Origin of the sequence: Amycolatopsis sp. NPDC098790 (genome assembly GCF_044759945.1) — a bacterium.
Taxonomy (GTDB): Bacteria; Actinomycetota; Actinomycetes; order Mycobacteriales; family Pseudonocardiaceae; genus Amycolatopsis.
Map to the genome: position 1 here is coordinate 601,704 of NZ_JBIWAI010000006.1, position 13,481 is coordinate 615,184.

Here is a 13,481-nt window from a genome sequence, read left to right on the forward strand (position 1 = left end):
GGCCGGGTTTGGCTCGGCCGGGTGCGGGTGCCGCGGATGATTCGGCGGCTGCGTCGGGGCCCGGGGCGTCGGCGACCCCGCTCCCTCGCAAGCCGGGTGTCGGCGTGAGGGCCGCACCTCGGCCCGAGTCGTGTGCCGTTCTCCCCGCTGGTTCGCTGCGGGGCCGGCTTGCGCTCGTCACCGGTGCCGGCTCTGGTATCGGGCGTGCCATCACCCTTCGGCTGCTGGACCTCGGCGCCACCGTCGTCGGTGTCGGGCGGCGCCAGGAACGGCTCGCCGAAACCGCTTCCCTCGCCGCGAGCGATCGGTTCTCCTTCGCCGCGCTCGACATCCGTGACCGGCCCGCCGCGGCCGCGTTCGTCCAAAGCCTCGGCGGGCTGGACCTGCTCGTCGACAACGCCGGTGGGCAGTTCGTCGCGCCGGTGGACCGGATCTCGCCGCGGGGCTTCGCCGCCGTTGCCGATCTGAACCTCACCGCCACCGCCGCCATCATCCAAGCCGCCCACCCCGGGCTGAAGGCACGCCGGGGCCGGGTGGTGAACCTCTCGCTGTCCGCGCCCGACCGGGGCATTCCCGGCCTGGCGCACTCGGCCGCGGCCCGGGCCGGGATCGCCGCGCTGACCCGGGAGCTGGCCCGGACCTGGCGCGCAGACGGGATCCGGCTCTTCTGCCTCGCCCCCGGCACCGTCCTGACCGACGGTGTCGGTGGGGAACTGCCGCCCGAACAGCTCGCCGAAATCGTGGCGAAAACCCCGCTCGGCCGCGACACCTCGACCGCCGAGGTGGCCGAATGGGTCGCCGCGCTCGGGTCGGGGGTCGCCGATGCCGTCAGCGGGGCACTGGTCGAACTGGACGGCGGCTCCGGTTTGGTCGCGGCCGCCTCCCTGGACGAAGGACTCGCATGACCGTCGAGATCGTCGAAGTGTCCCCGCGGGACGGCCTCCAGAACGAGGAGCGCGTCCTGACCACGGACGAAAAGCTCGAGCTGATCGACCGGGCCGCCCGCACCGGCGTCCGCCGGATCGAGGTGACGTCCTTCGTGCGGCCGGACCGCGTCCCGCAGCTCGCCGACGCCGCCGAAGTCGCGAAAGCGTTGCAGGACAACGGGATCGGCTACAGTGCGCTCGTACTGAACACAAGAGGGTACGAGCGTGCGCGGGACGCCGGCATCCGCGAGGTGACCACGCTCGTCCTGGCCAGCACGACCTTCAGCGAACGCAACCAGGGCATGACCACCGCCGAAGCCCTCGACGTCGTCCGCGAAATCCGGCGGCGTGGCCGCGAAGACGGCGTCAAAGTGGCCGTGACGATCGGCGCGTCCTTCGGCTGCCCCTTCGAAGGCGAGGTCCCGGAGGCGCGCTTCGGCGAAGTTGTGAAAGCGGTGGCAGACCTGGACTTCGACGAGGTGTGCCTGGCCGACACGATCGGCGTCGCGGTGCCGTCCGATGTGGAGACGCGGTTCGGCGTGCTGCGTGAACGCGCCCCCGGCGTCCCGATGCGCGTCCACCTGCACGACACGCGCAACACCGCCGTGGCGAACGCCGTCGCGGCCGTGCGCAGCGGTGTCCGGGCCCTGGACGCCAGCCTCGGCGGCATCGGCGGCTGCCCGTTCGCGCCGGCCGCGACCGGCAACGTCGCGACCGAGGACCTCGTGTACACGTTGCACCGCATGGGTTTCGACACCGGACTCGACCTCGCCGAGACCATCGAGCACGCCAAATGGGTCACCGAACGCCTCGGCGTGCCGATCGCGGGCAGCCTGGCCCGGGCGGGAGGGTTCCCGTGAGCATCCACGCCCTGCTGATCCCGAACACCGGCTGGCCGGAACTGCTGGCCCGCGCGCGTCGCCTCGAGGACCTCGGCGTCGAGGGTGTCTGGGTCGACGACCACGTCCTCAACCCCGCGCACCCCGAGCAGCCGTGGCTCGACGCTTGGAGCCTGCTGCCGGCGCTCGCCGCGTCGACCTCGCGGATCCGCATCGGGTCACTGGTCGCCAACGGTCTCCTCCGGCCGCCGGTCGTGCTCGCGCGGCAGGCGCTGTCGGTGGACCAAATCTCGAACGGCCGTCTTGAACTCGGCCTCGGCGCCGGATACGCCGCGGCAGACCGGGCCGCCGGGAACGACATACCCTTCACAGACGTACTGACCATTGTGGACAGTGTGCTGCGCGGAGAGCCGGTGCTGGAAGGCTTTCCGTCACTCGCGCCCGCCAGAAGGATCCCGCTGACGATCGCCGCACACGGGCCGCGTTCGCTGGCCTTGGCCGCGAAGTACGGCGACCGCTGGGTTTCCTACGGCGGCTTCGGCCTCTCCGCGCACGACCACCTGGCCGTGACGAAGAAGCGAATCGACGTCCTGAAAGAAGCAGACCGGCCCGTGCGGCGGATGCTCCTGGCGGGCAGTCCGGCGGTCACCGCCGAGCCGATCTGGTCCTCGATCGGCGCGGTGACGGACTTCGTCGGCCGCTACCGCGAGATCGGCATCGACGACTTCGTCTTCTACTACCCGCCGTCGCCGGAACGCGTCTTCGAGGAGTTCGTGACGTCAGGGCAGTAGGTCCGCCCACAGCGCGTCGGGGACGGGCCGCGCCATCAAGTCCAAATTCCGGTGAACCTCCGCAGCCGTACGCATCCCCGCCACGACGGTGCTCACCGCCGGGTGCCGCAAAGGAAACCACACGGCGGCCTGCGGCAGGCTGACGCCGTGGTCGCGGCACACGCCGGCCATCCGCTGTGCCAGCTCCACGATCTCAGCCGGGGCGTCGCGATACAGATACCGGGCGTCCGCGGACGGAGTATCGGACGCGAGCAGCCCGGAGTCGAACGGCGCGGCCGCCAGGACCTCGACCCCGGCGGCGAGACATTCGTCGAGCAGCGGCAACGCCGACCGGCGGGTGAGGCTCCACGCGCCCGCGATCATGACGACGTCCACGTGCGACACGAGCCGCCGCGCGGTGTCGACGGACGTCGTCCCCACACCGATCGCCCGGAACAAGCCCTCCGATCGCAGTTCCCGCAGCACCGGCAAGGTTTCGGCCACGACGAGGTCGACGGCGGCGTCCGGATCGTGCACCAGCACCGTGTCCAGCGGACCGAGGAGCGCAAGGCTGCGGAGAATGCTCTCGCGCACGGCTTCCGCGCGGAAGTCGAACAGCGGCTCACGCCGGGGACCGTCGGGAGCGCCGTACGGGTCGGCGATCGCCATCCGCACTCGGCCGACCTTTGTGGACACCCGAGGCGAGCCGGGCCATCGCAGAAGAGCGCGGCCGAGAGCTTCTTCCGCGACGCCGTCGCCGTAGCTGGGCGCGGTGTCGAAGTGCCGGATCCCGCCGTCCCACGCCGCATCGAGGGCCTCACTGTCCGGTAGCGGACCGCACCCCAGCGCCAGGTTCACCGCAGCTGCCGAAGCTCGTCGTCGTACTGCCGGGCCTGCTCGCGCGTCGAACGGGCCGCGACGCGCAAGGAGCGCACGAGCAATGCGGCCTCGGGGCCGGTGAGCCGGGCCGCGGCGGCCGAGGGATCGCCGGAGGCGGCGAGGCCCGACCGCCGCAGCGCACCCGCGTCCGCGGGACCGCCGAGCAGGAGGGCGCGCGCCGGAGCGGCGCCGATCGCGGCGGGCAGGACCGAGGTCAACCCCAGCGCCAGCACGGTGTCCACATCGGAGGAAACCCGGACGTCGTCGGTGACGAACCCGAGCGTCGCGGCCGCCAGGAGGGCGAGCGCGCTCGCGTCGCACTCGCCGCCGACGACCACGACCGACGGCACCGCTTCGAGCCGCCGCAGGAACTTCACCGCGTCCTGGCCGAAGCGCACCCCCCGCGCTTCGACCAGGACGACGTCCGAATCCGGCCGGGCCGACCAGTCCAGCCGCGAGAACCCCATGACGAACCTCCTCAACGTCCGGTGAACCGGGGTGCGCGCTTCTCGAGCAGCGCCGTGATGCCCTCGACGTGGTCGTCGCTGCCGAGCATCAGCAACAGCTGCTGCCGCTCGTACTCCAGCGCCGCGGACAACGGCAGCTCGTCCGCGCGCCGCAGCGCCGACCGCGCCGCGCGCACGGCCAGAGGTCCGTTGGCCGCCACCGACGAAGCCACCGCGACCGCAGCCTCGACCAGGCGTTCCGACGGCACGATCCGGTGCACCAGCCCGAGGTCCCGCGCTTCGAACGCGTCGACCGTCCGGCCGGTGAGCACCACCCCGGCCGCCGCGTACCGGCCGGCCGCGCGCGCCCAGCGTTGCGTGCCGCCCGCACCCGGCACCAAGCCGAGCTTCACTTCCGGCTGCCCGAACACCGCCGTGTCCGCCGCGACGACGAGGTCCGCCGACAGCGCCAGTTCGCACCCGCCGCCGAGCGCGTAGCCCGCGACGGCGGCGACCAGGGGAGTGCCGACCGCGCCGATCCGTTGCCAGCACGCGGCCCGGCCGGACGCGGCGTACTCGATCGGCGACAGCTCCCGCAGCTGCTTGACGTCCGCGCCGGCCGCGAACAGCTTCGGTCCGCCGGTCAGCACGACAGCGCGCACATCGAGACCTTCGAGGGTGTCGGCCAGTTCGGTCAGCAGCTCGGTGGACAACGCGTTGCGCGTCTCCGGTGCCGCGATCGTGACGACGGCGACGCCGCCGGGCCGGACGTCGGCGGTGACTGTGCCCATGCGTGCCTTCCCTTGACTTCGAACGGTCCCTGTGTACTGTAATCAGCATCTACGCTGACGTTGATTTTGGCAAGCGCCAACCCCGTCGGCGACCGGAACTCCGCACGACGACAGGGAGTCACGGCCATGACCGCCAAGACTGTGCTCTGGGAACCGACCCTCGACGCCGACGCGCAGCGGTGGCGCGAGACGGCCCGCAAGATCGCGGCCGAGCACTTCGCCCCGCTCGCCGAGGAGCTCGATCGGGAGCAGCGCTACCCGCACGAGCACATCAAAACGTTCGTCGACACCGGCCTGTCGGGCATGCTCGTGCCCGCCGAACACGGCGGCAGCGCGCTGTCGATGACGGCGATCACCGCGGTCGTCGAAGAAGTCTCCGCCGCGTGCGCGTCGACCGGCGCGATCCTCGCCGCGCACACGCTCGGCGCCGTGCCGGTTCGGCTGGCCGGGACCGAAGAGCAGAAGCGGGACGTGCTCGGACCGTTGCGAAGCGGCGAAGCCATCAGTTTCGCGCTCACCGAAGAAGGCGCGGGTAGCGACGCGGCGGCGATCAAGTGCCGCGCGGAAGCCGACGGCGACGGCTACCGGCTCACCGGCGAGAAGATCTACATCGGCAACGGCAGCATCTCCGGCCGGTACGTCGTGTTCGCCAAGACCGATCCGGACGCGGGCGCGCGTGGCATCACGGCGTTCATCGTGGCGGCCGACGCGCCCGGCGTCACGATCGACCGCATCGAGGACAAGATGGGCATCCGCGGCACGCGGACCAGCAACCTCAAGCTGGACAACGTGCGCGTCGAAGCCGACGCGATCCTCGGGCAGCCGAACCGCGGCCTCAAGCTGGCCCTGCAAACCCTGGATCTGGGGCGCGTTTCCGTTGCGGCGCAGGGACTCGGGATCGCGCTCGCCGCGTACCGGCTCGCCGCCGCGGAGGCCGTCCGGCGGCACACGTTCGGCAAGCCGATCATCGAGAACCAGGGCATCGGCTTCCGGCTCGCCGACCTCGCCGTGGACCTCTCGGCCGCCCGCATGCTCACCTACGAAGCCGCGCGCGCGTACGACGCCGGGCAGCCGGTATCGCTGCCCGGCGCGATGGCCAAGCTGCACACGTCCGAGGTCGCGCACCGCGCGGTCGACCTCGCCGTCCAGGTCTTCGGCGGCGACGGCTTCTGCAAGCCCTGCCCGGCCGAGCGGCTCTACCGCGACCAACGCGTGCTGGAGATCTACGAGGGGTCGTCGGAGATCCAGCGCCTCGTCCTGTCCCGCGCCGTCGCCGCCGAGCACGCATGATCGTCGTGGAAATCACCGGCGAGGCGGGGCTCGCGGAGACGGCGTCGGGCGCGGTGGCCGAACGTCTCGGGGACGCCTTCGTCCGAGCACGCGACGCGGTTCAGGCGCTCCCCGCGGGTGGTGCCGTCCTGCTCAAGTACACGACGGGCGCCGACAGCACCGCGCTCACCGGCGCGCTCACGTCGTTGTGCCGCACGCTTGCCCGCGAAGCCGCACCGCGCGGCGTCCGCGTCAACGCGATCGTGGCCCCGCCGGACGCCGAGATCGCCGCGCTGGTCGACTTCCTCGGCGCCGACGCGAGCATCATGTGCACGGGTGCCGTTCTGAAGGCGGCATCATGAACGTCCTCAAAGGACAGTTGCGGCGGGTCTACGAGACCAGCGTCCACTACCGGCGCCAGTGGGACGAACTGGGCTGGCACCCGGACGACCTGAGGACGCCCGACGACCTCCGCGCCCTGCCCTTGACCACCAAGGCCGACTACCAGCGTTCGCTCGAGAACTCCCCGTCGTACGGCGATTTCCTCGCCGTGCCACGGGATGAAGTGGCCCGCGTGCACTTCTCGTCCGGTACCACCGGCAGTCCCACGCCGGTCTGCTGGACCACAAAGGACCTCGACCGCTGGGCCGACCTCTATGCCCGCGCCGCGCACAGCCAACGCGTGCGACCCGGTGACGTCTACCAGTGCCTCTTCGGGTTCGCCTGGTTCGTCGGCGGACTGGGCGCCACCCTCGGCTACACGAAGCTCGGCGCCACCGTCATCCCCGGCGGCTCGGGCGACACGGATCGACAGATCGACACGATCTTCCGCTACGGCACCACGGCGATCGGCGGCACGCCGTCGTTCCTGCTCCACCTCGCCGACCGCGCCCGCGAACTCGGCCGCCCACTCGCGGACTCGCCGGTGCGGCGCGTGATGGTCGGCGGCGAACCCGGCGGCGCGGTCGCCGCGACCCGCGCGCTCATCGAACGCGAGTGGGGCGCCCGCTGCTTCGACGGCTACGGCTGCCTGGAGTTCCAGCCCATCGCCTGGGAGTGCGAAGCGCAGGCCGGCGGCCACCTCGTCGAGGACTTCGCGCACGCCGAAGTCCTGGACCCGGTCACCCGCGAGCCGGTGCCGGACGGCGAGCCCGGCGTCCTCGTGCTCACCCACCTCGACAAGCAGGCGTGCCCGCTGGTGCGCTGGTGGACCGGCGACATCGTCGTGCTCGACCGGTCGGGGTGCGCGTGCGGGAGCACCCACGCGCGGCTGGCCGGCGGGGTGCGCGGCCGCGCGGACGACATGCTCGTCGTGCGCGGGGTCAACGTCTTCCCGTCGGCGGTGGAGAACGTCGTGCGCCGCACGGTCGGCGGGCTCGCGGAGTTCCGCGTCGTGCTCGACCCCGCGCTCGCCGATCCCGCGACCGGGTACCCGACGGCCCTGCGCCTGCAGGTCGAGGCGCCTTCCGAGGGCGAGCTGCCGGACCGGCTGGCCACGGCGTTGCGGGCGGAGCTGCAGGTGCGGGCCGTCGTCGACGTCGTCGCGCCGGGCTCGCTGCCCCGGACCACGCACAAAGCGCAGCGGGTCGTCCGCGCGCCCGAACGAGAGGTGTCCCACCGTGTCCCGTGACGTGCTGCTGCTCGGCGCCGTGCGCACCCCCAACGGGCGCTACGGCGGCTCGCTGCGCGAAACCGGCGCCGTCGAACTCGGCGTGCTCGCCGCCGAAACGGCGATCGCCCGCGCCGGTATCGGTCCCGAACTCGTCGAGGAACTGGTCCTGGCCAACTGCCGCCAGGCCGGCAACGGGCCGAACCCGGGCCGCCAGGTCGCGCTGCGGGCCAAGCTGCCGCAGGAGACGCCCGCGCAGACGATCAACATGGCCTGCGCGTCCGGCCTCAAGGCGATCCAGCTGGCCCGCCAGTCGATCCTGTCCGGCGACGCCGACATCGCGATCGCCGTCGCCACCGAGTCGATGAGCACCATGCCGTACCTGGCACCGCCGTCGCTGCGCTGGGGCGGGGTGAAGCGCGGCGACATCGTCCTTTCCGACGGCTGGCGCGACGGCGGCACCGACCCGGTGTGCGGGTTGAACATGGGCCAGACCGCTGAGAACATCGCGTCCTGGTACGACGTCTCCCGCGAAGCCCAGGACGCCTGGTCGCTGCGCTCGCACCAGCGCGTCGCAACCGCGTGGGCGGAAGGCCGGTTCGCCGGGCAGGTCGTCGACGTGCCGTTGAAGGACGGCTTCCTCGACCGCGACGAAGGCTTCCGCACCGACACGACCGCCGAACGGCTGGCGAAGCTCAAGCCGTCGTTCCTCGACGGCGGCACGGTGACGGCCGGGAACGCCAGCCAGATGGCCGACGGCGCCGCCGCGATCGTCCTCGCCAGCGCGGACGCCGTCGCCGCGCACGGGCTCACGCCGCTGGGCAGGATGCGGTCGTTCAGCGCGGTGGGCGTCGACCCGACGGTGATGGGCGTCGGCCCGGCGTACGCGATCCCGCGGGCGCTCGAGAAGGCGGGGGTGAAGAGCACCGATCTCGACCTCGTCGAGATCAACGAGGCCTTCGCGGCGCAGGTGGTGCACAACGTGCGGGTGCTGGAACTGGACGAGGACCGCGTGAACGTCAACGGCGGCGGCATCGCGCTCGGCCACCCGACCGGCCAGAGCGGCTGCCGGCTCGTCGTGTCGCTGCTGCACGAGCTGGCCCGCCGGGACGCGACGCTGGGCGTGGCGAGTCTTTGCGTCGGTGGCGGCCAGGGCGTCGCCGCCGTGATCGAACGGGTGGCGTGATGGGTGAGTTGTCCGATCTCCGGGTGGCGGTGGCCGGGCTCGGTCCGATGGGCCGCGGCATCGCGCGGGTGTTCGCGCAGGCCGGGGCGGCCGTCGTGATCGTGGATGCCGACGCCGAGACGACGGCTGCCGGGCACGCGAAACTGCTGGAAGAAGCCGATTCCCCGATCGACGTCACCACCGCGGCGAGTGTGGGCGACGCCGTGCGCGAGGCCGACCTGTTCGTCGAGGCGATCGTCGAGAAGTTCGAGGCGAAGCAGGCGCTGCTGGCGCAGGTGCGGGCGGCCGGGAACACCGGGCTGGTGGTCGCGTCGAACACGTCGTCGCTGAGCATCGGCGAGCTGGGCCGGGCGTACGGCGACCCGTCCCGGGTGGTCGGGATGCACTTCTTCAACCCGCCGACGAAGATGCGGCTCGTCGAGATCATCCGCGGTGCCCGGACCGCGCCGGACATCGTCGAGCGGGCCCGCGCGTGGGTTGCCGGGCTGGGCAAGACTGCGGTGCTGTGCGCGGATTCGCCGAACTTCATCGTGAACCGCGTCTGCCGTCCGCTGTACTACGAGTCGCAGCTGCTGGTCACCCAAGGTGTTGCGCCGGCGGTGATCGACGCGGCGGTGAAGGGCGCGCTCGGGCACCGCATGGGGCCCTTGGAACTGCTGGACTTCACCGGGCTGCACACGCACCTCGGGTCGTCGGAGACGGCGCTGCGGGAGTTCGGGGACCCGCGGTACCGGCCGATTCCCCTTACGCGCCAACTGGTTCGTGCCGGGACGACCGGTCGTGCGGCGGGGCGGGGGTATTACGACTACTCCGCAGGGAAGCCGCGGGAGGCGCAGTCGGCGGTCGTGCGCCGGCCGGCTGGGCCGGAGGAGGTCACGGTCTACCGCACGAACACGTGCACGCCCTCGGATGTCGCCGCGCTGCGTGAGCTGGAGGGCCGGGTCGCACTCGACTCCTCGCACGGCGGCTGGGTCGAGCACCTGCCCGCCGGCGTGGGCTGGGTCCGGCTGCACCGGGGTGGCGAGGGGCTGTTCGCGGAGGTCGTGGCGGACGAGGTCGCGGGCATCGAACCGGCCTACGACATCGCGGACGCCCTCGGCGCGGCATCGGTGCCGGTGCTCGCGTTGCCGGGCCTGGTCGTCGACCGCCTCGGGTGGACGATGATCAACGAGGCATCGACGCTGGTCGAGGAGCAGATCGCGACGGCGGAGGACATCGACCTGGCGCTCCGCCTGGGGATGAACCACCCGGCGGGGCCACTCGAACGGCTGGCCGAGGCCGGGCCGGCCGAGGTGCTGGCGGGCTTGCGCGGGCTGCTGGAGTGCTTCGGCGACCCGCGCTACCGGCCGGCGCAGCTGTTGGTGCGACAGGCCGCGGGGGCGGCCCGGTGACCGCGGACCTCGCCGCCGTCGTCGAGACCCTCCGGCCGGGCGACACCGTCTGGATCGGGAACTTCGGCGTCCAGCTCTTCGCCGTCGCCGACGAGCTGATCCGGCAGCGGCGAACCGGGCTGCACGTCGTGATCGGGTCCGGTGGGCTGGTTCTCGACCGGCTGATCGGCGCCGGCGTTGCCGACGAGGTGACCTTCTCGCACTGCTGGAGCGCGGTCGGCCCCGCCCCGACCAGGGAGTTCCGGCGCGCCTGGCAGGACGGCTCCGCGATCCGCTGGCACGAGCTGTCCCTCGGCGCGTTGTCGGCCGCACTGGGCGCCGCGGCGCGGGACCTGCCGTTCGCTCCGGTCGTCGTCTCGCCGCACACCGGGTACCTGGCCGGCGACTGGGCCGGCGGGATGCTCGCCGAGGTCACGTCGCCGTTCGGCTCGGCGACCGTCGTGCGGGCGCTGCCGATCGACGTCGCCTTCGTGCACGCGAGTGTCGCCGAACCCGGCGGGGACGCCTACTTCGGTTACGCGCCAGGAGAAGCCGTCACCGCCGCGCAGGCCGCCCGGCGGGTGGTCGTCGTCGCCGAGGAGGTTGCCGGGTCCGTGCCTGCGGTCGACCTGCCGGGGCTGCTGGTGGACACCGTCGTCGAGGTCCCGGGGGCGGCGGCGCCGGACGGTGTGCCGGGGCGCTACCCGCGGGACGTGGCCGCGTACGAGGCTTACGCATGAACGCCGCGTCGTTCCTGGTCCGCGCGGCGCGCGAGATGCGCGGGCAGGTGTTCGCCGGGTTCCACTGGCCGGTGCTGGCGGGGGAGGTCGCCGCGCGGCTGGGCGCCCCGCTGCGGCAGGTGTTCGAGGCGGGCTTCGCGACGGACGGCCCCGCCGAGACGCTGCCGACCTCCACCACGGACTTCGCCGCCTTCGGTTCGGCCGTCGTGTGGCGCGGCAGCACGGAGGACGTGCTCGGCTCGCTGGTGCGCCGGATCGACCTGGTGGTGCTCGACGCGGCGAACGTCGACCTCGCCGGCCGCGTCAACTCCACAGCCATCGGCGACTACGCGAAGCCCCGCGTCCGGCTGCCGGGCGGGGGAGGGGCGGCGGACGCGGCCGCGGGCGCGCGGGACCTGCTCCTGCTGCACGGCGGTGCGAACCCGGCCCGGCTCGTTCGGCGCGTCGAGCACGTCACGGCCGCTCCGGCGCCCGGCGCCCGGGTTCGGCTGCTGACTCGCTGGGGGACGTTGTCCTTGGGCCCGGAACCGCGTTTGCTGACCTCGGCGTCCGACGACGTGGCGTGGCTGACGGACCTCGGCGTCGACACGTCTGGTGCGGAGCCGGAAGAACCGCCGTCGGACGTCGAAGCCGAGGTGGCGGCCGCGGTGCTCGCCGAGGCCGCGGAACGGGGATACGTCGTGGCTCGGGAGGCCGTGCGTGGATGAGGAACTGGACGAGCTGCGCCGGGTGGTGCGCGAGCTGGTCGAAAGCTGGGAGTTCGAGCCCCGCTGTGACGCCTGGATGCGCGGCTACGACCCGGACTTCAGCCGCGAGCTGGCGAAACGCGGGCTGATCGGGATCACCTGGCCCACCGGGGCCGGCGGGGCCGGGAAGTCCAATGTGGAGCGTCTGGTCGTCACCGAGGAGCTGCTGCGGGTGGGGGCGCCGGTGGCCGCGCACTGGATCGCCGACCGGCAGATCGGCCCGGCGATCCTGCGGTCCGGATCACCCGAGCTGCGCAAGGAAATCCTGCCGCGGATCGCCGCGGGGGAAATCACCTTCTGCCTGGGCATGAGCGAGACGGAGTCGGGTTCCGACCTCGCGTCGGTGCGCACCCGCGCGGTGCGGGACGGCGACGGCTGGCGGCTCGACGGCCGCAAGATCTGGACCACGCAGGGACACCACGCCACGCACGCGTACGTCCTCGCGCGCACGGCCGACGGGGAGGACAAGCACGACGGGCTCACCGAGTTCGTCGTCGCCATGAGCACGCCGGGCGTCAGCGTGCGGCCGATCCTGGACCTGTCCGGGGAGCACCACTTCAACGAGGTGCTCTTCGACGACGTGCGCCTGCCGGCGGGCAGCGTGATCGGTGCCGAGGGCGGGGGCTGGCGGCAGGTCACCGAGCAGCTGTCGTTCGAGCGCGGCGGGATGGAGCGCGTGCTCTCGACGTTCCCGCTGCTCGACGCGCTGGCCCGGCGGGACCTCGACGCGCCGGGCCGCGCGGCGGTGGGCGTGCTGGTCGCGCGGCTGATGACGCTGCGCGAGCTGGCGTGCCGGGTCGCGTCGGCGATGGACGCCGGGCGCGCGCCGTCCGCGGAGGCGGCCGTGCTGAAGTACCTGGGCACGACGTTCGAGCGCGAGGTCGTCGACGTGGCGCGGACGGTGAGCGAGGTCGTGCCCGCGCCGGGCGCACCGGGCTTCGCGGGCCTGCTGGCCCAGGCCCAGCTGGCGGCACCCGGGTTCTCGATCCGGGGCGGCACCGACGAGGTGCTGCTGACGATCGTGTCGCGCCAGGCCCCGGCGCCCGTCGCCGACGAGATCGGCCGGATGGCGGACGAGGTGCTCGGCTCGGCCCCGGCCGACGTCTGGGCGGTGCTCGAGGAGCTGGGCTGGCCGTCGGTGGGCATCCCGGAGGCTTCGGGCGGCTCGGGCGGGACGTTCGCGGACCTGGCGTCGCTGGTTCGCGCGACGGGACGGCACGCGTGTCCGGTGCCGCTGGCCGAAGTCGCGGTGGGACGGTCGCTGGGCGCTCCGGTCGCGACCATCGCTCGCGACGGCGCTTTCGACGTCGTCCCCGGATACTTTTCCGCCGCGGTGCTGGGCCCCGACGTGCTGGCTTCGCTGAACCTCCCCGACACCGAGCTGTGGCAGGACCTGGCGGGCCGTCCCCGGCTGAGGGCGTCCCTGCGCGAGGTCCCCACCGAGCCGGTGGCCGTCGGCGACGCGGCCCGGAAGCTGACGGTTCTCCGGATCCACGCGGCACTGGGCGCGGTCGAGGGCGCGTGCCGCCTGACCCGCGAGCACGTGTCGGCGCGGACGCAGTTCGGCCGTCCGTTGAACCGCTTCCAGGCGGTCGCGCACCGGCTGGCCGAGATGGAATGCGCGCGGGTGCTGCTGGAGGTGGCGGCGTCGTCGGCCGTGTCGTGCGAACCGGCCCGCGTCGCCGCGGCGGCGGTCCTGGTCGACTCGGTCGCGACGACGGTCGCCCGGCTGGCGCACCAGCTGCACGGCGCGATGGGCATCACCCGGGAAAGCGCCTTGCACCGCTACACGACCCTGTTGTGGTCCCTGCGCGACGAGATCGGCCCGGTCCGCCGCTGGGCCCTCGACCTGGCCGATCCCGACGCTCTCTGGTCCTCGGTCACCACCCGTCCCCCGCTCGGAGGTTGAT

At 72.9% G+C, this 13,481-nt stretch carries 14 protein-coding genes; 11 read left to right on the forward strand and 3 right to left on the reverse strand.

Annotation, left to right across the window (positions count from 1 at the left end):
- Positions 1-104: 104 nt before the first annotated feature.
- Genes ACIQWX_RS39880 through ACIQWX_RS39890 form a run of 3 tightly spaced genes read left to right on the forward strand, consistent with a single transcriptional unit; the run spans position 105 to position 2,556 of the window.
- On the forward strand, positions 105-905 hold the full coding sequence (locus ACIQWX_RS39880) for an SDR family NAD(P)-dependent oxidoreductase (protein ID WP_400882642.1): 801 nt from the start codon (positions 105-107) through the stop codon (positions 903-905).
- Entirely contained in the window at positions 902-1,786 is an 885-nt protein-coding gene (locus tag ACIQWX_RS39885) for a hydroxymethylglutaryl-CoA lyase (RefSeq protein WP_400882645.1), read from the forward strand. Before ACIQWX_RS39880 ends, ACIQWX_RS39885 begins: the two co-directional genes overlap by 4 nt.
- Positions 1,783-2,556: an LLM class flavin-dependent oxidoreductase gene (locus tag ACIQWX_RS39890; protein WP_400882648.1), complete on the forward strand. Its 774-nt coding sequence runs from the start codon at positions 1,783-1,785 to the stop codon at positions 2,554-2,556. Before ACIQWX_RS39885 ends, ACIQWX_RS39890 begins: the two co-directional genes overlap by 4 nt.
- Here the strand turns inward: ACIQWX_RS39890 and ACIQWX_RS39895 are convergent.
- From ACIQWX_RS39895 to ACIQWX_RS39905, 3 genes are read right to left on the reverse strand one after another with little or no spacing between them, the layout of a single operon-like run.
- Positions 2,545-3,393, reverse strand: coding sequence for an aldo/keto reductase (locus ACIQWX_RS39895; RefSeq protein ID WP_400882651.1), 849 nt, complete (start codon positions 3,391-3,393; stop codon positions 2,545-2,547). The genes ACIQWX_RS39890 and ACIQWX_RS39895 overlap by 12 nt on opposite strands.
- A complete protein-coding gene (locus tag ACIQWX_RS39900) occupies positions 3,390-3,881 on the reverse strand; it encodes a hypothetical protein (RefSeq protein ID WP_400882653.1) in 492 nt (163 codons plus the stop codon). Before ACIQWX_RS39900 ends, ACIQWX_RS39895 begins: the two co-directional genes overlap by 4 nt.
- An 11-nt stretch (positions 3,882-3,892) precedes the next feature.
- Entirely contained in the window at positions 3,893-4,651 is a 759-nt protein-coding gene (locus tag ACIQWX_RS39905) for an enoyl-CoA hydratase-related protein (protein ID WP_400882656.1), read from the reverse strand.
- Positions 4,652-4,777: 126 nt separating this feature from the next.
- Here ACIQWX_RS39905 and ACIQWX_RS39910 point away from each other — a divergent pair, with 126 nt between their 5' ends.
- From ACIQWX_RS39910 to ACIQWX_RS39945, 8 genes are read left to right on the forward strand one after another with little or no spacing between them, the layout of a single operon-like run.
- Positions 4,778-5,941 (forward strand): acyl-CoA dehydrogenase family protein, encoded by a 1,164-nt coding sequence (locus tag ACIQWX_RS39910; protein WP_400882659.1) that lies wholly within the window; start codon positions 4,778-4,780, stop codon positions 5,939-5,941.
- On the forward strand, positions 5,938-6,282 hold the full coding sequence (locus tag ACIQWX_RS39915) for a Rossmann fold domain-containing protein (protein ID WP_400882662.1): 345 nt from the start codon (positions 5,938-5,940) through the stop codon (positions 6,280-6,282). Before ACIQWX_RS39910 ends, ACIQWX_RS39915 begins: the two co-directional genes overlap by 4 nt.
- Complete coding sequence (locus tag ACIQWX_RS39920; RefSeq protein WP_400882665.1) at positions 6,279-7,550, forward strand: phenylacetate--CoA ligase family protein; 1,272 nt, start codon at positions 6,279-6,281, stop codon at positions 7,548-7,550. Before ACIQWX_RS39915 ends, ACIQWX_RS39920 begins: the two co-directional genes overlap by 4 nt.
- A complete protein-coding gene (locus tag ACIQWX_RS39925; RefSeq protein ID WP_400882668.1) occupies positions 7,540-8,715 on the forward strand; it encodes a thiolase family protein in 1,176 nt (391 codons plus the stop codon). Before ACIQWX_RS39920 ends, ACIQWX_RS39925 begins: the two co-directional genes overlap by 11 nt.
- Positions 8,715-10,106, forward strand: a complete 1,392-nt coding sequence (locus tag ACIQWX_RS39930) for a 3-hydroxyacyl-CoA dehydrogenase NAD-binding domain-containing protein (RefSeq protein ID WP_400882671.1) — start codon at positions 8,715-8,717, stop codon at positions 10,104-10,106. The genes ACIQWX_RS39925 and ACIQWX_RS39930 overlap by 1 nt, the downstream gene beginning before the upstream one ends.
- Positions 10,103-10,825: a CoA-transferase gene (locus ACIQWX_RS39935; protein ID WP_400882674.1), complete on the forward strand. Its 723-nt coding sequence runs from the start codon at positions 10,103-10,105 to the stop codon at positions 10,823-10,825. Before ACIQWX_RS39930 ends, ACIQWX_RS39935 begins: the two co-directional genes overlap by 4 nt.
- Positions 10,822-11,532, forward strand: a complete 711-nt coding sequence (locus ACIQWX_RS39940; RefSeq protein WP_400882677.1) for a hypothetical protein — start codon at positions 10,822-10,824, stop codon at positions 11,530-11,532. Before ACIQWX_RS39935 ends, ACIQWX_RS39940 begins: the two co-directional genes overlap by 4 nt.
- A complete protein-coding gene (locus ACIQWX_RS39945) occupies positions 11,525-13,480 on the forward strand; it encodes an acyl-CoA dehydrogenase family protein (RefSeq protein ID WP_400882680.1) in 1,956 nt (651 codons plus the stop codon). The genes ACIQWX_RS39940 and ACIQWX_RS39945 overlap by 8 nt, the downstream gene beginning before the upstream one ends.
- The last annotated feature ends 1 nt before the right edge of the window (position 13,481 follow it).

Bases quoted from the DNA above. Each gene is read 5' to 3' on its own strand.
- ACIQWX_RS39885 (WP_400882645.1), top strand. From the start codon at position 902: ATGACCGTCGAGATCGTCGAAGTGTCCCCGCGGGACGGCCTCCAGAAC.
- ACIQWX_RS39900 (WP_400882653.1), bottom strand. From the start codon at position 3,881: ATGGGGTTCTCGCGGCTGGACTGGTCGGCCCGGCCGGATTCGGACGTC.
- ACIQWX_RS39905 (WP_400882656.1), bottom strand. From the start codon at position 4,651: ATGGGCACAGTCACCGCCGACGTCCGGCCCGGCGGCGTCGCCGTCGTC.
- ACIQWX_RS39910 (WP_400882659.1), top strand. From the start codon at position 4,778: ATGACCGCCAAGACTGTGCTCTGGGAACCGACCCTCGACGCCGACGCG.
- ACIQWX_RS39915 (WP_400882662.1), top strand. From the start codon at position 5,938: ATGATCGTCGTGGAAATCACCGGCGAGGCGGGGCTCGCGGAGACGGCG.
- ACIQWX_RS39920 (WP_400882665.1), top strand. From the start codon at position 6,279: ATGAACGTCCTCAAAGGACAGTTGCGGCGGGTCTACGAGACCAGCGTC.
- ACIQWX_RS39930 (WP_400882671.1), top strand. From the start codon at position 8,715: ATGGGTGAGTTGTCCGATCTCCGGGTGGCGGTGGCCGGGCTCGGTCCG.
- ACIQWX_RS39940 (WP_400882677.1), top strand. From the start codon at position 10,822: ATGAACGCCGCGTCGTTCCTGGTCCGCGCGGCGCGCGAGATGCGCGGG.